Below are 18,096 nucleotides of genomic sequence, written 5' to 3'. Positions count from 1 at the left end.
GGCCCGCTCACTGGAATTTCTGGCCAATGGCCACGATCATTTTTTCCAGCACGGCATAGGTGGGCGGGTCGATCACATCGACCAGCTCGGCCGGTGCAAACAGCTTTTTCTGCTGCAAGAAGGTCTTGAAGTGCGAGGCATCAGCGCCGCGATAGCCGTATTCGGCCGCGAGCGACTGCAACTCCTTGTCGGTGGTCAGCGCCTCGCCCACGCGCGCACCATTGGCGCTCAGCGGCACCAGCACGTGTTTGGTAAAGACGGTGGGTTGCGGATAGAGCAGCACCATGTCCGGGTTGGGCTGTGGCTGCTTGGACTGGTATTCAAGGAACTGCGCCTCGTACACCATCACCAGCGGCGCCTTGCCCATGCCCATGCCGACATAGTCATCGAACGGCCCGGCCGAGCTGGACTCCTGGAACCCCTGCTTCAGGAAGAGGCTGCCGGCCACCGGCAAGATGCGGTCGATCTCGTCATCTGCCTGCACGATGTTGTTGCCGTTGAGGATGTAGGACGCCAGCGCCAGATACATGGCGGCAGAATTGGATTTGCGCACATCGGTGCTGGAAATCAGCACCGCGCGGCTGGTGTCGTAGACGCTATTGTTCTTCAGCTCGCGCCAGCGCGTGCCATCGGCCACCATCTGCAGCAGGCGGCTCATGTCGATGATGTAATAGGCGCCATCGCGCTGCTTGACGAGGCCATTGCCCTCCAGCACCGGCAGCAGCTTGCGCCACGATGCCACAGCCATGGGTGTGTAGAAGGGGGTATAGATGCGGCTGGCCTTGCTCACCTGCTGCAGCTTGAGCGCTGCCGGCGCACCAGCCGGGTGGGCAAAGTCGAAATCCTTGAGGTCGGTGCGGGCAGCAATCTCGCGCGAGCCGGCCTTTTGTACCTCGATCACCAGCCCTAGCCGCTTGAAGGCTGCCGCCACACGCGGGTCGCGGTAGAACGCCTCTTTCTCCGAACCGACCAGGCCGCGCACAGTCACCACACTGGCGGCTTGCGCATCGGCCTGATCACGCTGATGCTTGCCAAACGCCGATGTAATCAGCGCAACCAGCAGCCCCAAGCCCAGCAATGCCACCAGTGCCGGGGCGACGAACTTGCGAAATCCCAAGTACTACTCCTCAATAGGCCTGTTTGCAGCGTGCAAACGTTTTTTAGCCTAGAGCGGATTTATTGCATTTTGATTAAATATTAATTACAAGTCTTCAATCAAAGTCAGCCTGTATAGAAAAACAAGGGCGGCCGTCGTCAGGAAAACCCTCTACTTCTTGACGACAAACGCATCCTCCAAGGGTACCGACTGGTGCGTAACGTTGTCAGTCACCACGGCATCCACGACATAGCGGCCGTGCGGCTCCTTCGGCGCCACTACCACCTTCAGAAAATTGCTGCCCATGATCATGCTGGATGGACCTGGGCCCGCCGGTCCCTTCCACAGCAGCACCTTGTCCAGCTTGGCATATTCATCCGCGTCCGGTGTGAGGATGCGATAGTTGACCGTCACATCACACTTGCCTGTCGCATCGGCATTGCAACCGGCAAACACGATGCCGATAGACAACGGTTTACCCACTTTGATTTCGCGGGTTTCCAGCATGTCTACCGGTTCTTTGGGGCTTTTCCATGCATCCCGTGTCGCCGCCTCATCAGCAGTCATGATGATCTGAGCGCCCAGTGGCCACGCGGATCGCTCCTCAGCATGCGCCTCGGTCGGCGTCAACACCGGCGCATCGACATTGACCTCTGCCCAAGACTGCGGCACCACCACACCACCCAACAGCGCCAGCAGCGCTGCAATCGATTGCCTGGAAAACACGTGTCACCCTTACTTTTGAATTGAACCAATCCCACCAGGCCATCAGCCGCAAGCGGCATCAACCCGGCTGTTGCCAACTTGACCACTTTACACCCGCAGCCTCAGCGCCAAAGCGTTACTTTGTTACTGACGCCGCCTGCGATGCGCGGCAGCCGTAGTGCCGATTTCGCGGGGCGCCAACGCCAGCTCGCGCAGCACGTCGCCCGGCCCGGTACCGAAATGGCGACTGAAACGGCGCGAGAAACTGGCGATCTCCTCATATCCGACCGCCTCTGCCACCTCGCCCACATTGCCAAAGCCCGCCAGCAGCAATTCGCGCGCCCGTGCCATGCGCTGGTTGATGATCATCTGCTGCGGCGCCACGCCCAGGTAGCGCAGGCACAAGCGCTGGAAATGAGCACGGCTCAGCCCGTAGCGCGCAGCCAGTTCGTCCACCCGCCATGGCTGCGCCGGGTCACGTTTGACTGCCGCGAACAGCGCCAGCAGCGCACGCGTAATTTCATCACCCGCTGCGGTGCTGGCCAGCATGCGCTTGAGCAAATCCACCATCAGCAGCATGGCTGCACCGGTAAACGCCTCGTGCTGCTGCTGGGCTTCCAGACAGGTTAACGCAGTAGCGTGGAAAAGGTTGTCAGCCGCCGTTACCGCACGAATGCTGGCCTGATTGCCTTGCAACGCAGCCCAGCACGGCGCGTCATTGAGCAGGAACCACGCCATGCGCCAGTACTGCCCGATATCCCGAAAGCCGCTGTGCCCATAGGCGGGCAGCACGGCCATCTGGCCGGCCGCGAGCGGGTGATAAGCCCCCGCGTCGATCACCTGCCCCTCGCCCTCCACGCACACCAGCACCACATGAAACGGCGCGCCAATGCGCTCGACATGTAGCGGGGCGTGCACATAGGACACCCCGGCCAGCAAGACGTCGTGGTCACTCAGCGCCCGCAGATGCGGGTGATGAAAAATGCGCGAGCCTATGCTGGGCTGCCGGTTTGCCGGCGAGACATCGAACAGTTCCTGGTAAATGGTGGACATGGCGCGCAATTTGAACAAACTGATTTGTCATATTCAGACATTCCACCTTTTCAATCAATATCTTAATTTTCTTCCACGCCGTGACACAACACGACGAACCGACAACTACTCTTGGAGGAAGATTGCATGTGGCGTTCGCGCACCACCCTTACCGCCCTGTTCTGTGCTGCTGTCTGCAGCGCTGCGCAGGCCGCACCACTGGTCATTTCCTACCTGCCGACCTGGCAATCCGAACAGGACATGAAACAAGCGAGCGAAGTGCTGCACAAGCTCGATATCGGCGTGCTGTCCTTTCTGGAAATCCAGCCTGACGGCACCGCTTTCATCGCCCCGAGCGCTGCCCCCGCAGTGGCGTACTGGCACCAGGCCTTCATCGATGCCCGCAAGCTGAATCCTGCATTGCGCTGCCAGTGGGCCATCGCCGGCTGGGAAGGCTCGCGCAACCTTGCCAAGGTGGCGCAGAGCGAGGTCAGTCGCACCCGGCTGGCCATCACTGCCACAGCCATCATGAAGGCGTATCAGTGCAGCGGGCTGGACCTGGACTGGGAACATCCGGTCACCGGCGGCAACTATGCCGACGATGCATCGCCCGCCGACAAGGAAAACTACGTGCTGTTGCTGCAGGCGCTGCGTGCCGAGCTGACCCGTCAGGGCAAGCACGACCAGCAGAAATACGTACTCACCGCGGCACTGCCGGTCACCAATGGCGGCTGGTCGCTGTCGGGTTATGACATCCCGCGCACCGTCAAGGAGCTCGATTGGGTGAACATGATGCTGTACGACTTCTACGGCGCATGGGCATCACGTGCCGGTCTGCTGGCACCGCTGTACGGCCTGCCGGAAGACCCGGACGGCAAGGTGCTCTCCATCGACCTGGGCGTGAAGTACATGCTGGCCAAGGGGGCGCGCAAGGATCAACTGGTGTTCGGCGTGCCGTTCTACTTCCGTGCCCAGGGCAATGTGGAACCGGGCCCGAATGGCGATGGCCTGAACCAGCCCTCCAAGGGGCCGGGCCTCAAGCAGTACAAGGAACCGGGGGCTGGCCAGTATTACCTGGTGAAGCAGGATCTGCTGGGCAAGCCGGGCTGGAAGTCGTTCCGCAACAAGGAAACCGGCGGCTCGCCGTATCTGTACAACGCCGATACGCGTGAGTTCGTCAGCTATGACGATGCGCAGTCACTCAAGACCAAGGTCGAGTACATCAAGGCCAACGGCCTGGCCGGCGTGATGATCTGGGAACTGACGCAGGACGACGCCCAGCACACGCTGCTGAATGCCCTCACCCAATCGCTGAAATAAGCAATGAATCGGCGCAGCCCGGCTGCGCCGCCTTCCATCCGACCAAGTGTATCCATCATCAACATGACCGCAGCCCTCCCTCCCCACGCGCACGCTCCCTATGATCTGCACGGCGGCCAACCAGTCCCTTTCCGGCAAACCTCTGGCAAGGTGGTGGCCGTGTATGTGCCCAACTGGCATGGCAGCGCCGTGCTCGACGACTTGCCGGGCCATAACGTCACGCACTTGTTGTATGCATTTCTGCGCATCTGCGGGCCGGGCCAGCTGGTGCGGGACGGCGATGTCTGTAGCGGCAAGGCACCATTCTCGCTGACCAGCGGGCCGCTCGAAGCGGATTTCGATACCGCCTTCACTCGCCTGAAACAGCGCGCCCCTCATGTACAGGTGCTCGCGTCGGTCGGTGGCTGGGCGGGTTCCGATCCGTTTTTCCACCTTGCCAACGATGCAGCCAGCCGCGCGGTGTTTGCAGAATCGGTCGTGGATTTCCTGCGCAACCACCCCAGCTTCGACGGCATCGACATCGACTGGGAACACCCCACCACCAACTGGGCAGCCAACGGTGTGCAACTGGGCAATCCGGCCGACGGCCAGGGCTTTGCCGACCTGATGCGCGATTTGCGCCTGGCGTTGGACAAGCTGGGCAAGGAAACCGGCCGGTACTATGCCGTGACCGCCGCCATCAACACCGTGGGCAGTCTGGTGGAAAAGATCAACTATCGCGAGGCGCAGCGATGGATGGATTACATCTTCATGATGACCTACGACTTTTACGGTCCCTGGTCGGATCATGTCGGCAACCATACCGCGTTGCATCCTCATCCCCACAACGGCACCGATCTGAACATCGATGGGGCCGTCAACAACCTGCTGGCGGCTGGCGTACCAGCCGACAAGCTGGTGATCGGTGCAGCCATGTATGGCCGCGGCTTTACCGGGGTCAGCCCGACGATTGAGGCCAGCCCCATCGGCGGTGGGCGCAGCGGCACCTATGCCGAGCCGGAAGGCGCCGAAATCTACCGTACGCTGCACCGCGACTACCTGGGCGCGGCCGGCAGCGGCATCAACGGTTACCAAGTGCTCTACGACCCGCAGGGCCACAGCTACAACCTGTGGCACCCCGCCAGCCAACTGTTCATGGGCTACGACGACCCACGCGCGGTGGCTGCCAAGGGCCGCTATCTGTTGGCCAAACAACTGGCAGGCATCTTTGCCTGGGAATACACGCAGGATAACGGCGACATCCTCAATGCCATGAACCACGGCGTGGGCAACCAGTACATCGGCCAATAATCCGTAAACCCCAAATGCCCCACCGAGGGCATCCCTGTTTCATCAGGAAGGAGTGAATCATGCGCGCTTTACATGCTGTAAGTACCCTGGCGGTCATTCCGCTGCAACTGATGCTGATCGGTCAGGTTCTGGCGGCCGATCCCACCCCGACACCCGCCCCTGCAGCCAAAGTGCTGCACTGGTCGGGCTTCGACTGGTCGGTCCGCGCTGGCGGTGGTGGCCCCGGCCCCAACAACTGGGATGACCGCAACGCCTGGGTGGATGCCCAAGGCTATTTGCACCTGAAAATCGCCAACCGCGATGGGGTGTGGTCGTCCACCGAAATCCAGCTGGGCACCAATATGGACCGGCTTGGCTTCGGCACCTTCCAGACCCACATGATCGGCCGGCCGGACCAGCTCGACCCGAACGTGGTATTCGGCTTCTACACCTACCCACCGCGTGATGTCGGTGCCGATGCAACCAACGAGATCGATATCGAGTTCTCCAAGTGGGGCAATCAGTTTGCACCGATCGGCAACTACACCGTATGGCCGGCCGTAAACGCCGCCAACCGGAGCTGGAGTGGCTTTGATCTGGCGCTGGACGGTGACAAATCCACCCACCGCTTCAACTGGCAGTCCGACAAGGTCACCTTCCAGTCCCTCAACGGCCACGTGGGCGTGAATGACAATACCGGCCTGGCGGCCAGCTGGGTGTTTGATCCCAAGTTCCCGCCGGCGGTTACCGACAACCGCCTGATCCAGTGGTACTGCAGCTCGCACGATCCGCTGCAATGCATCAGCCAGAAGCCGCAGTACTTCCTGATCAACCTGTGGCAGGTTGGCGGCCGCGCTCCGAGCGACAACAAGGAAGTCGAAATCATCCTGACCGACTTCACTTATGTCCCCGCCGGCGCTACACCGACGCCTCAACCTACCACACCGCCGACGCCCACCCCGGTTGGCAACGTCACCCCGACGCCGACCGTGGTGCCAACCCCGGCGCCAAGCACCGTGCCCACTGTCGCGCCGACTATTGCGCCGCAACCTACAGCCACGCCGGTACCCGCCAGCGGCTGTTATGCCGCATGGAACAACGACAGCGTGTACCTGACCGGCCAGCGCATCACCCGCAACGGGCGCAACTACGAAGCCAAGTGGTGGACGCAGGGCAACGACCCGACCGTCTCGGGCCAATGGGGTCCATGGGCCGACCTGGGCCCGTGCACCGGCAACGCCACCCCAACCGCAACGCCCAAGCCAACTGCAACGCCAACGGTGACCCCCAAGCCGACGGCAACGCCCACCGCAGCGCCGACAGCCACCCCGCAGCCGACCAGCGCACCGCAACCAACCCCGGCCCCGGGCTGCCCGGCCTGGCAGGAAGGCGTGCCCTACGCGGTCGGCAACTGCGTCAGCTATCAAGGCAAGCAGTACACCGCCTTGATCGCCCACACGGCACCGATAGGCGGCGGCTGGACGCCACCGGCCGTACCGACGCTGTGGCAGGCCAAGTAAGCAAGCAAGGAGTCTCCATCTGACCTTGACGGCGCCTGCGGGCGCCGTTTTTTTATCGCCCCCGGTAAATTGCCCTGCCGCAGCCAAACACCATCAGCAAGGACGCCGATGGCACGCCATATCTTTACAACGCCGGCACGCGCGAGTTTGTGAGTTACACCGAAGGCCCGTCACTGGAAACGAGGGTTGAATACGTCAAGGCCAGCAGTCTTTTCTGCCTACTGATCCGGGAACTGAAACAGGGCGACACGAATCACAGACTGCTTAATGCCCAGCACTCGCTGAATTAAGCGACTGGCAATGCCCCAAGCGCATCAGTAGCTGTTAATATTTCATACAAAGAAAGGCAAATTAGGGATTTTGCACATGCATGCTTTGCAAAAGCTTGGTTTCACCATTGTGTTGCCGCTGCATCTTTTGTTGATCGGCTGCCTTGCTCATGCAGCCGCCCCCGCCCCTACCCCGGCATCCGCCGCCAAAGTGCTGCGTTGGTCTGGCTTTGACTGGACGGTGCGCGCCGGTAGTGGCGGCCCCGGCCCCAACAACTGGGACGAACGCAACGCTTGGGTGGATGGCCAAGGCTATCTGCACCTGAAGATCGCCAATCGCGACGGAGTATGGTCGTCCGCCGAAATCCAGCTGGGCACCAGCATGGACAGACTGGGCTTCGGCACTTTCCAGGCTCATATGATCGGCCGGCCTGATCAGCTCGACCCCAATGTGGTGTTCGGCCTCTATAGCTATCCGCCACGCGATGTGGGTGGTGATGCCACCAACGAAATCGATATCGAGTACTCCAAATGGGGTAATGCCTACGCCCCCAACGGCAACTACACCGTATGGCCGGCCGTGAAAACGGCCAACCGCAGCTGGAACGGTTTCGATCTGGCACTGAGTGGTGATAAATCCACGCATCGCTTCAACTGGCAGTCGGACAAGGTCACTTTCCAGACCCTCAACGGCCACGTGGGCGCGAACGACAGCACCGGTCTGGCCGCCAGCTGGGTATTCGACCCCGGGTTTCCACCTGCGGTGACGGGGGGCCGGCTGATTCAGTGGTATTGCAGCTCGCACGATCCACTGCAGTGCATCAGCCAGAAGCCGCAGTACTTCCTGATCAACCTGTGGCAGGTTGGCGGCCGCGCGCCGAGCGACAACAAGGAAGTCGAAATCATCCTGACCGACTTCAGCTACACCCCTGCTGGCGCCACGCCAACGCCCAAGCCCGCTACGCCACCGACGCCGGTCGCTAGCGTTACGCCCGCTCCAACCGTGGCGCCGACCCCGGCACCAAGCGCTGCGCCGACACCCCTGCCCACCGTAGCGCCCACCATTGCACCGCAACCTGCGGCCACACCAGTGCCCACCAGCAGCTGTTACGCGGCATGGAACAATGACAGCGTGTATTTGGGCGGCCAGCGAATCGCCCGCAATGGTCGCAACTATGAAGCCAAGTGGTGGACTCAAAGCAACGACCCGATCATTTCCGGCCAATGGGGGCCATGGGCCGATCTGGGCCCGTGCAGCGGCAATGCCGCCCCGGTCGCAACGCCGACTGTCACACCGCAAGCGACTCTGGCCACTGGCTGCCCGGCCTGGCAAGAAGGTGTGAGTTACACGGTGAGCAGCTGTGTTACTTATGCCGGCAAGCAATACGCCGCGCTGATCGCCCACACCGCCCCGCCGGGCAGTGACTGGACGCCCCTGGTCGTGCCCACACTGTGGCAGGCCAGGTAGGCAGGCAATCCCCACCTGATCTTGTCGGCGCCCGTGGGCGCCGTTTTTTATCGTCCCCAGGCAAACCAGCCCAGCCCGGCAAGCAGCAGCAGGAAAATCAACGCCAACAAGCCAACCAGGATTAGCCGGGCTTGATTGCGACTCGAAATGGGAAAATGGCGCTGATGACCTCTCCCAGCACATCAGCCGCCTTGCTGCCAAGCAACAACCCGAGGAAAAAGAACGCACCAGCACCGATCTGCAGCCAATGCCACAACGCCAGATCAATGCCGCGGCCATCGTATTGCATTGAAAACTCGAGGCCATACAACCACCAACAAGCCACGCCCAGCAGCGCACCGAGCATGGCGCTGAATAGTGCGGTGATCAGGCGATCAGGCGATCAGGCGATCAGGCGATCAGGCGATCAGTCATTAGCATTCCATTCAAAACCAGGATTAGCCATCAGGAAACTGGCGCATATTCAGCCAAAAGCTTCTTGATCAAAAAAACCAACTCAATTTCTCTTCCTTGCACCTTGAGCTCGCACCAAGCTGCAGTCTGAGCGCGAATGTATGCCTCAAACGAAGGGTAAAGCACATCTTCTCCAAACCCTGGATACCAGTAGCGAATTGCATACTCGCCAGTCTGGGCATCATAGAGATTGAGATCAAAACAGTCACAATCCTCGTCAAAGCCCAAATTAAACATGACCAGATGACTAGGTATGCGGCTTTTCCTTGGTAAGTTACGCCAAAGTCGATTCATTCGGACCAGATGTCTTTCTGCTTCATAATCTTCGCCAACTCCGGTCAACCACTTGTTTGCCTCGCGACTCCGCCCGACGAATTCCTGATATGAAATCGGCAGCTTCAAGCCATAGAGCCAATTGACACGCTCAACAGATTTTTCAGTTGCTTTTGAAACACCCCTGTCCTGCCCATCCAGCACTTGCCAGCTAATACTCAGATCAAACAATTCAGGCAGTCGCTCCCATGGCACCGCTGCTACCTGTGACGCCATACTCGAATTTTCAAATGACTGAAAACTCATACAGCTTGCTCACGAACGGGCCAAGCAGCCTCAACCCTCACCTCAGTCCGCACCGAATTGGCAATGAAACACGCCTCATGCGCGTCGTGGTGCAGGCGCAGCAAGGTGTCCCGATCCGGGCGGGTTTCGGGGCTGAATTCGACCTGCGGGCGCAGCGTCACCACGGTCATGGCCAGTTGGCCAGCCTCGTTGCGCGCCATCACGCCGTCGGCATCATCCACATACAGCTCGACGCAATGCCCGGCCTTGGCCGCCAGTGCCAGAAACCACAGCATATGGCAGCTCGAGAGTGATGCGACGAACATTTCTTCCGGATCGACCGCGTGCTCATCCGAATAGGGCAGCGGCACCACGTGGGGCGATGATGAGCCGGCCACCGCCACGCCACCATCAAAGCGCACGGTATGGCGGCGGCTGTAGCGTTGCCCCAGAAAATCCTGCCCATCACGGGACCAGCTGATTTGTGCGGTGTAATGCGCCATGCGTGTTAATCCTGGCAGTCCCAATGGTCATGGCGCTCGCGCCGCTCTTGCCGGTAGTTGGTCACTTCCAGCCGGATGCCATCGGGGTCGGTGAAAAAAGTCGCCGCGTAATCAGCGGCATATTCGGGGTATTGCGTTGCCGCGCTGGCTGCAATGCCGGCTGCCTGCAATTGTGCGGCTGCAGTTTCGACATCGGCCACGCTGTCCACGCGCAAGCACAGGTGGTGCAAGCCGGGCGCATACGAATTGTGCTTTGAGTGGCCACGTGCCGGCCGCAGCACAATGCCGAAATGGCGGTTGTAATACTGCACATGTGCGTCGCCATGCAGCGCAAAGCTGTTCTTGCGAAAGCCCAGCACATCGCGCAGGGCGATATCGTAAAACGCCTCGGCACGCGGCAGGTCGCTAACGGTCAGATAGATGTGGTCGATACCGATCACTTCGGGCATGTCTGGTCCTTGGCAGGTCGCATCCCTCCGGGCAACGCCGCGCGGCGCTAAAACAGGAAGGCGTAAATCACCATTGCAGCAAAGTAGATCAGCATGATCCAGCGCAGATAGCGCAAGCGGCGAAAAATCAGCTGGCATTGCGCAGGCAGCACATCGTGCGGTGCGCGTGAATCAAGGAATTCATGCACCGTGCTCACGCCCTGGATCGGATTGCTCCCGTTTGCGAACCGATCCAGTCGCCCCAATTGCGGGGTCGGGTCAAATTCGGGATAAGCCTTGCGGATCATGGCGCTGGCACGCAGGCACTGGTCACAGTAATACACCCACAGCAAGCCAAGCCCAAACCAGATCGTCAGCGTCCACATCATCAACCCTCATTACTGCGCAAGATAGGCTACAGTGCCATGACATGTTTTGCACTGCAATGACGCCACCATGCACCACCGTCACCTGATAAGCCCGCTGCTCGCACTGTTGCTCGTTACTGCACCGGTCGCGCGTGCCGAACCCGCATCGCTGCAATCACACCCGCTGGGGATCTGGGCGCTGCCGCCACAGGGCAAGCTGCTGCGCTGGGTATTGATTTACGATCTGCCAGCCAGTGCCAAATCCGGCATCTATCACATCGAGGTGGTAGCCCGGCAGCGCGATAAACCGGTGTGGACGGTGTATCACCTGGCCCACCATATTGCGATCACCGAGGCTGCGCTGCAGCGCAGCGTGGTCAAGCCCTTGCAGCGTGGCGGCGTCTACCCGGAAAACTTCGAGCACGCCTACGCGGCCTGGCAGGCCGAAAACGGCGGCAAGGGTGGCGAAGTGTGCCAGACCGACGTGCTGCAATGCCTGCCTGCAAAGCTGCCCTGATCGTCACGCACGTACCACAGCGGCAATAGCCCGCCGGCTGCTAGAATGGCGGTCTTTCGTGCACTGCAACGTGCACCCTGCCCGACCCGCTTCAAGAGATCGTCATGCCCCTGCTCCTCGTAGAAAACGCCAGCCTTGCCTTCGGCCACTGGCCACTGCTCGACCACGCCAACCTGTCGGTCGAACCCGGCGAGCGCGTAGGGCTGATCGGCCGCAATGGTCAGGGCAAGTCGTCACTGCTCAAGGCAGTGGCCGGCCAGATCAAGCTGGACGACGGCGATATCCGCATCGCGCAGGACGCGCGCATGGCCTTCGTCGCGCAGGAACCCGAATTCAAGGCCAATGCCACCGTCTTCCAGGCCGTGGCCGAAGGGCTGGGCCAGCTGTCGCAACTGCTGGACGAATATCACCATGTCGCCGCGCAGCAGGATGGCTCGCAAGCCGCGCTGGACAAGCTGATGGCGCTGCAGCACGAGATCGAGGCGCGCGATGGCTGGCGCTTCGACGCGCTGATTGCCGCCACACTCAGCCAGCTCAACCTGCCGGCCGATACAAAAATCGCCGAGTTGTCGGGTGGCTGGAAAAAACGCGTGGCGCTGGCACGCGCGCTGGTGCTGGAGCCGCAATTGCTGCTGCTGGACGAACCGACCAACCACCTGGACGTCTCGGCCATCGAGTGGCTGGAAGGGCTGCTCAACAACTTTGCCGGCAGCGTGCTGTTCATCACCCACGACCGGCGCTTTCTGGACAACGTGGCCACGCGCATCATCGAGCTGGATCGCGGCATTGTCACCAGCTTCCCCGGCAACTTCTCCACCTATGAAACGCGCAAGGCCGATCTGCTCGCGCAGGAAGAAGTGGTCAACAAGAAGTTCGACAAGGTGCTGGCGCAGGAAGAAGTCTGGATCCGCAAGGGCATCGAGGCCCGCCGCACCCGCAACGAAGGGCGCGTGCGCCGGCTGGAGCAACTGCGCCGCGACCGCTCGGCCCGGCGCGAGCGCGTCGGCAATGTGAGCTTCACGCTGGACGCCGGCGAGCGTACCGGCAAGCTGGTGGCCGAGTTCGAAGACGTACGCAAAGCATTCAGCGATGCGGCTGGCAATGAAAAAGTGCTGGTCAACGGGTTTACCACCCGCATCCTGCGTGGCGACCGCATCGGTCTGATTGGTGCTAACGGCGCCGGCAAGACCACCTTCCTCAAGCTGGTGCTGGGCGAACTGCAGCCCGACAGCGGCCAGGTAAAAACCGGCACCAATCTGCAGGTGGCCTACTTCGACCAGTTCCGTACCCAGCTCGACGAAGAAGCCGCGATTGTCGACGTGATCGGCCAAGGCAAGGATTACGTCGAGATCGGTGGCGCACGCAAACACGTGATGGGCTATCTGGAAGAGTTTTTGTTTGCGCCGGAACGTGCACGCAGCCCGGTCAAATCGTTGTCCGGCGGCGAGCGCAACCGCCTGCTGCTGGCCATGCTGTTCACCAAGCCGGCCAACGTGCTGGTGCTGGACGAACCCACCAACGACCTCGATATCGACACGCTGGAACTGCTGGAAGGACTGCTGGCCGATTACCCCGGCACCTTGTTCCTGGTCAGCCATGACCGGGCCTTCCTCGACAACGTGGTGACACAGACCGTAGCCTTTGAAGGCGGCGGCAAGCTGGTGGAAAACGTCGGCGGTTACCAGGACTATGTAGCAGCACGCGCCCGTGCGGCAGCTGCTGCACCGGTTGCAGCCAAGCCGGCCGAAGCCGCCAAACCCGCGGCGGAACGCACGCGCAACCGCGACGTGAAGCTCAGCTTCAAGGAACAGCGCGAGCTGGAGCAGCTGCCGCAAGAAATCGCCGCGCTGGAAGCAGAACAGGCAGATTTGCAACAGGCATTGCTCGATCCCGAGCTGTATCGGCAAACGCCCGCCAAGGCAGGCGAAATGCAGGCTAGAATCGAAGCCATCGAACTCGCTCTGCTCGAAAAACTCGAACGCTGGGAAGCCCTCGAAGCCAAGCGCCCATGATCCGGAAGCCGTCCAGCCCTCCGTTAGCCCTTGCCCACGCCGGCGCAGGCCAGACGCTCAAGCCGCTGCGCTTCGGCCTCTACCTGTTCTATTCGGTGCTGGTCCTGCTTGGCCTGCTGATGCTGGTGTGGCTGACCGTACGCGACTACGACAACGCCATTGCCGATGCCGAGCGGCAGAACCTGTCGCTGGCGCGCTCGCTGGATGAACACACCACGCGCACGCTGATCTCGGTCGAGCAGGCGATGCAGAACATCATCGAGATGCTGGAAGCGGCCGGCGGCATCGACAATGCCGACGAATACAAAACACACATCCTGATGAAAAACCGCATCAGCCTGACGCCACAGGTGCGCGGCATCATCGCCATCGACAGCCAGGGCAAGCTGCAAAGCCACGGGCTGGAGTTTCCCACCCGGCGGGTCGAACTGGGTGACCGTGCCTATTTCAAGTACCACCGCAGCACGCAAGACAATCGCCCGCTGATCGATCTGCCAGTGATCAGCCGCACCGACGGGCAATGGCTGATACCGATCACGCGCCGCATCAACAAACCCGACGGCAATTTTGGCGGCGTGGTACTGGCCGGCGTAGAGCCGAACTACTTCCTCAAATTCTATTCCGCACTCAAGCTGGACCCCACCACGCGCATCCAGGTCTTGCGCAGCGATGGCGTGGTACTGCTCAATTACCCGTTCGAGGCCGCCTATATCGGCCAGAACCTGCGTGATCGCGACTCACTGAGTTTCGAGCAGCGCCGCCTCAAGCACGCCAGCAGCTATATCGAGCAAGACCCCATCACCGGCCAACGCCGCATCTACGCATTTCACGCCAGCGAAGGCGAGCTGCCCATCGTCATCATCACCTCGGTGGATGAACGCGCTGTGCTGTCCAAGTTCAGCGATGCGCTGGTCACACGTGCCATTATCGCGGTAGCCCTGTGGCTGATCGTGTCGGTGTTGCTCTATTTGTTGCTGCGCCAGATCAAGCGTGTCGAGCAGATCGAATCACGTCTGCACCTGACGCAATTCACCGTCGACGAAGCACCCGACCTGATCCTGTGGGCAGATCGGCAAGGCACGCTGCGCTATGCCAATCGCAGCGCCAGCGGGCAGACCCACTACGAGCCGGGCGAGCTGTTGCGGCTGCGCTTTGGCGAGCTGTATCCGCAATTCGACGAGCGCCGCTGGGAATCGTTGTGGGAGCAGTTGCGCCAGCATCGTCAACTGACCGATAGCGCTTTCCAGCGAGACCGGCACGGCAGGCAACAGCCGGTGGAAATCACCTTCAACCTGATCGAATTCGAGCAGGATGCCTATCTGTGCGCCACCGTGCGCGATGTCAGCGAACGGCAGAATGCCGAGCGCGAGCTGCGCCGCCACCGTGACCACCTGCAAGACCTGGTGCTGGAGCGCACCGCCGAAATCCGCACCGTGCTTGATGCCAGCCCGCTGGCCATCATGCTGGTGGTCAAGCAAAGCATACGACTGGTCAACCCGGCGTTTGAAACGTTGTTCGGCCATCAATCCACCGATGTGATCGGTGAGGCCGCCAACCAGATTTTCGCCAGCCCCAATCGCGGTGACGAAACGCTGGAGGCCATCTGGGCACGCATCGATACCGGCGGCGTTTATCGCGGCGAGCTGGAGCTGTACCGGCGCGATCACTCCGGCTTCTGGGCCATGATCTATGCCAAGGCGCTGGTGCCGGGTGATCGCGGCAAGGGCATGATTTGCGTGATCGAGGAAGTCACCGCCCAGCGTATCGCCGCGCAGGCATTGCGCCAGTCCGAACGCCTGAAGCGCACCATCATCGACACCACCGCCGACGGCTTTTTGCTGATCGACGCCGCGCAGCACATCGTCGATGTCAACCAGTCGTTCTGCCGCATGCTGGGCTACCGGCGTGAAGACCTGATCGGCCAGCGGCCCGAGGCCTTGTGGCACGACACGGCACGCCAGCTCTTCCCGGCCGAGCTTTACGAGAGCGGCGGTGCGCCCAACCATGTGGGCGAAATCACGCTGACCTCGGCGCAGAACGAAGCGCTACCCTTCCTCGTCAGTTCTGCCGCCATCAACGACGAAAACCACCGGCTGGAATACGCGTTCGCCTTCCTGACCAATATCTCGCGGCAAAAGGAAATCGAGCGCAATCTGGTCGATGCCAAGGAAGTGGCCGAATCGGCCAACCTGGCCAAATCGGCCTTCCTCGCCAATATGTCGCACGAGCTGCGCACGCCCATGCACGCCATCCTGAGCTTCTCGGAAATGGGGCTGGCCAAGCTAGGCAAGGGTGAAAGCGGCCCGGCACTGGGGCGCTATCTCGACCGCATCCATTCCAGCGGCAACCGCCTGCTGGTGCTGCTGAATGACCTGCTGGACATGTCGCGACTGGAGGCCAACAAGATGGCTTACAACAAGTCGCGCCAGGGCCTGCAACTGGTGGCGCAGCAAGCCGCCACCGAAATCGGCTCGCTGCTGGCCAGCAAGCAGCTGCGCCTGCGCACCGACGACAGCACGCCCACCCTGTACGGGCTGTTCGACAAGGCGCGCATCACGCAGGTGGTGGTCAACCTGCTGTCCAATGCCATCAAGTTCAGCCCGGAAAACGGCCTGATCGAGATCGAGTTCGTCTCGCTCGGCCAGTTGCCCGATGGCCGGACTGCCATTGGCCTGACCGTGCGCGATCATGGCCCCGGGGTGCCGGAAGACGAGCTGGACGTGATTTTCGACAAATTCATCCAGAGCACCCGTGTACGCACCGCTGGTGGCACCGGGCTGGGCCTCGCCATCAGCCGCCAGATCATGGAAGACCACGGCGGCAGCATTGAAGCGGCCAACCACCCGGAAGGCGGTGCGATCTTCACCATCCTGCTGCCTGCTGACCGCGTGCCCGGCTAAAGTCCGCGCATCATGCCGGGCTGGGTGGCCGCCGGTGAATACGGTACAATCGCGCGTTTTTCGCCTTCGATTTCAAGACCATGCCCGATATTGCCAGCGAAGTATTGCGCCGCCGCACCTTCGCCATCATCTCCCACCCGGACGCCGGTAAAACCACGCTGACCGAAAAGCTGCTGTTCTTCTCGGGCGCGATCCAGATGGCCGGCACCGTCAAGGGCAAGAAGGGCGGCAAGTTTGCCACCTCCGACTGGATGGAAATCGAAAAGCAGCGCGGCATTTCGGTCGCCTCGTCGGTGATGCAGTTCGACTATCGCGAGCATGTGGTCAACCTGCTCGACACCCCGGGCCACCAGGACTTCTCGGAAGACACCTATCGCGTACTGACCGCGGTGGACTCGGCGCTGATGGTGATCGACGCTGCCAAGGGCGTGGAAGAACAGACCATCAAGCTGCTCAACGTCTGTCGCATGCGTCACACGCCCATCGTCACCTTCATGAACAAGTACGACCGTGAAGTGCGCGATTCGCTGGAGCTGCTGGACGAAGTCGAAAGCGTACTCAAGATCCGCTGCGCGCCGGTCACCTGGCCGGTGGGCATGGGCAAGACCTTCCGTGGCGTGTATCACATCCTGCTCGACCAGGTGATCCTGTTCCGTGCCGGCCAAGGCCCGCTGGACGACGTGGAAATCATTGACGGCATCGACAACCCCCGCCTGGATGAACTGTTCCCGCTGGAAATCGAAAACACCCGCATGGAGCTGGAACTGGTCCGCGGCGCTTCGCACCCCTTCGTGCTGGAAGAGTTCCTCGCCGGTACACTCACCCCGGTGTTCTTCGGCTCGGCCATCAACAACTTCGGCGTGCGCGAGATTCTGGATGCGCTGGTCGATTGGGCACCCGCCCCGGCACCGCGCGACGCCACCGTGCGCAGCGTGGCCCCGCAGGAAGAAAAATTCTCGGCCTTCGTGTTCAAGATCCAGGCCAATATGGACCCCAAGCACCGTGACCGCATCGCCTTCATGCGCGTGTGCTCGGGCGAATTCACCCGTGGCATGAAGTTCAAGCATCTGCGGCTGAACCGCGACATCGCCGCCAACTCGGTGGTGACCTTCATGGCTCAGGGCCGCGAGCAGGTCGAGGAGGCCTACGCCGGCGACATCATCGGCGTGCCCAACCACGGCAATATCCAGATTGGCGACTCGTTCTCGGAAGGCGAAGCACTGGCCTTTACCGGCATCCCCTACTTCGCGCCCGAGCTGTTCCGCATCGTGCGCATCAAGAACCCGCTCAAGCTCAAGCAACTGCAAAAAGGCCTGCAACAGCTGGGCGAAGAAGGCGCGGTACAGGTGTTCAAGCCACTCAACGGCTCGGACCTGATTCTGGGTGCAGTCGGCGTGCTGCAGTTTGAAGTGGTCGCCAGCCGCCTGCTGAACGAATACGGCGTGGAAGCCATCTTTGAATCGACCAGCACCTATACCGCACGCTGGGTCAGCTGCGACGATGCGAAAAAGCTGGCCGACTTCGAGAAAAACCTCGGCAACAACCTCGCCCGCGATGCAGCCGACAGCCTGGCTTACCTCGCCACCAGCCGCGTGAACCTGGAACTGACGCAGGAACGCTGGCCGGACATCGTCTTCCATGCCACACGCGAGCATGCGGTCACGCTCTGATCCCGCAC

The 18,096-nt window shown here is 61.2% G+C and carries 16 protein-coding genes; 8 read left to right on the top strand and 8 right to left on the bottom strand.

Going from position 1 to position 18,096, the window contains the following annotated elements:
• Window positions 1–7 precede the first annotated feature (7 nt).
• From B9A19_RS15845 to B9A19_RS15835, 3 genes are all read right to left on the bottom strand, one after another.
• Window positions 8–1,117, bottom strand: coding sequence for a hypothetical protein (locus B9A19_RS15845; RefSeq protein WP_217807091.1), 1,110 nt, complete (start codon window positions 1,115–1,117; stop codon window positions 8–10).
• 150 nt (window positions 1,118–1,267) lie between these two features.
• Window positions 1,268–1,822 (bottom strand): hypothetical protein, encoded by a 555-nt coding sequence (locus B9A19_RS15840; protein ID WP_084091965.1) that lies wholly within the window; start codon window positions 1,820–1,822, stop codon window positions 1,268–1,270.
• A 123-nt stretch (window positions 1,823–1,945) separates the two neighbouring features.
• Complete coding sequence (locus tag B9A19_RS15835; protein WP_139798903.1) at window positions 1,946–2,854, bottom strand: helix-turn-helix transcriptional regulator; 909 nt, start codon at window positions 2,852–2,854, stop codon at window positions 1,946–1,948.
• A 126-nt stretch (window positions 2,855–2,980) separates the two neighbouring features.
• Between B9A19_RS15835 and B9A19_RS15830 the strand changes: the two genes are divergently transcribed.
• The 4 genes from B9A19_RS15830 (at window position 2,981) to B9A19_RS23355 (ending at window position 8,679) form a co-directional block, all read left to right on the top strand.
• A complete protein-coding gene (locus B9A19_RS15830; RefSeq protein WP_084091961.1) occupies window positions 2,981–4,153 on the top strand; it encodes a glycoside hydrolase family 18 protein in 1,173 nt (390 codons plus the stop codon).
• A gap of 63 nt (window positions 4,154–4,216) precedes the next feature.
• Window positions 4,217–5,443, top strand: coding sequence for a glycoside hydrolase family 18 protein (locus B9A19_RS15825; RefSeq protein WP_176216967.1), 1,227 nt, complete (start codon window positions 4,217–4,219; stop codon window positions 5,441–5,443).
• 59 nt (window positions 5,444–5,502) lie between these two features.
• Window positions 5,503–6,942: a carbohydrate-binding protein gene (locus tag B9A19_RS15820; RefSeq protein ID WP_245804359.1), complete on the top strand. Its 1,440-nt coding sequence runs from the start codon at window positions 5,503–5,505 to the stop codon at window positions 6,940–6,942.
• Window positions 6,943–7,308: 366 nt separating this feature from the next.
• On the top strand, window positions 7,309–8,679 hold the full coding sequence (locus B9A19_RS23355) for a carbohydrate-binding protein (RefSeq protein ID WP_084091957.1): 1,371 nt from the start codon (window positions 7,309–7,311) through the stop codon (window positions 8,677–8,679).
• A gap of 121 nt (window positions 8,680–8,800) precedes the next feature.
• Here B9A19_RS23355 and B9A19_RS15810 read toward each other — a convergent pair whose 3' ends face one another.
• The 5 genes from B9A19_RS15810 to B9A19_RS15790 form a co-directional block, all read right to left on the bottom strand.
• Window positions 8,801–9,025, bottom strand: coding sequence for a hypothetical protein (locus B9A19_RS15810; protein WP_084091955.1), 225 nt, complete (start codon window positions 9,023–9,025; stop codon window positions 8,801–8,803).
• A 98-nt stretch (window positions 9,026–9,123) separates the two neighbouring features.
• Window positions 9,124–9,711, bottom strand: a complete 588-nt coding sequence (locus B9A19_RS22220) for an SMI1/KNR4 family protein (RefSeq protein WP_139798902.1) — start codon at window positions 9,709–9,711, stop codon at window positions 9,124–9,126.
• Window positions 9,708–10,193 (bottom strand): OsmC family protein, encoded by a 486-nt coding sequence (locus B9A19_RS15800; protein ID WP_084091951.1) that lies wholly within the window; start codon window positions 10,191–10,193, stop codon window positions 9,708–9,710. Before B9A19_RS15800 ends, B9A19_RS22220 begins: the two co-directional genes overlap by 4 nt.
• 5 nt (window positions 10,194–10,198) lie before the next feature.
• Window positions 10,199–10,642, bottom strand: coding sequence for a VOC family protein (locus B9A19_RS15795; protein ID WP_084091950.1), 444 nt, complete (start codon window positions 10,640–10,642; stop codon window positions 10,199–10,201).
• Between the two features lie 47 nt (window positions 10,643–10,689).
• Entirely contained in the window at window positions 10,690–11,010 is a 321-nt protein-coding gene (locus tag B9A19_RS15790; protein ID WP_084091949.1) for a hypothetical protein, read from the bottom strand.
• A 67-nt stretch (window positions 11,011–11,077) separates the two neighbouring features.
• Between B9A19_RS15790 and B9A19_RS15785 the strand changes: the two genes are divergently transcribed.
• From B9A19_RS15785 to B9A19_RS15770, 4 genes are all read left to right on the top strand, one after another.
• Window positions 11,078–11,506 carry a DUF5086 family protein gene (locus B9A19_RS15785; protein ID WP_084091948.1) on the top strand — a complete coding sequence of 143 codons (429 nt, stop codon included), beginning with the start codon at window positions 11,078–11,080 and terminating at the stop codon, window positions 11,504–11,506.
• Window positions 11,507–11,610: 104 nt separating this feature from the next.
• Entirely contained in the window at window positions 11,611–13,518 is a 1,908-nt protein-coding gene (locus B9A19_RS15780; protein WP_084091945.1) for an ATP-binding cassette domain-containing protein, read from the top strand.
• Window positions 13,515–16,418 carry a PAS domain S-box protein gene (locus tag B9A19_RS15775; RefSeq protein WP_084091944.1) on the top strand — a complete coding sequence of 968 codons (2,904 nt, stop codon included), beginning with the start codon at window positions 13,515–13,517 and terminating at the stop codon, window positions 16,416–16,418. Before B9A19_RS15780 ends, B9A19_RS15775 begins: the two co-directional genes overlap by 4 nt.
• Before the next feature lie 80 nt (window positions 16,419–16,498).
• A complete protein-coding gene (locus B9A19_RS15770; RefSeq protein WP_084091942.1) occupies window positions 16,499–18,088 on the top strand; it encodes a peptide chain release factor 3 in 1,590 nt (529 codons plus the stop codon).
• Window positions 18,089–18,096: the final 8 nt, after the last annotated feature.

Origin of the sequence: Andreprevotia lacus DSM 23236, assembly GCF_900176275.1 — a bacterium.
Taxonomy (GTDB): domain Bacteria; phylum Pseudomonadota; class Gammaproteobacteria; order Burkholderiales; family Chitinibacteraceae; genus Andreprevotia; species Andreprevotia lacus.
The sequence above is the reverse complement of the archived record's forward strand: the minus strand, read 5'-3'. Positions and strand labels throughout refer to the sequence as shown.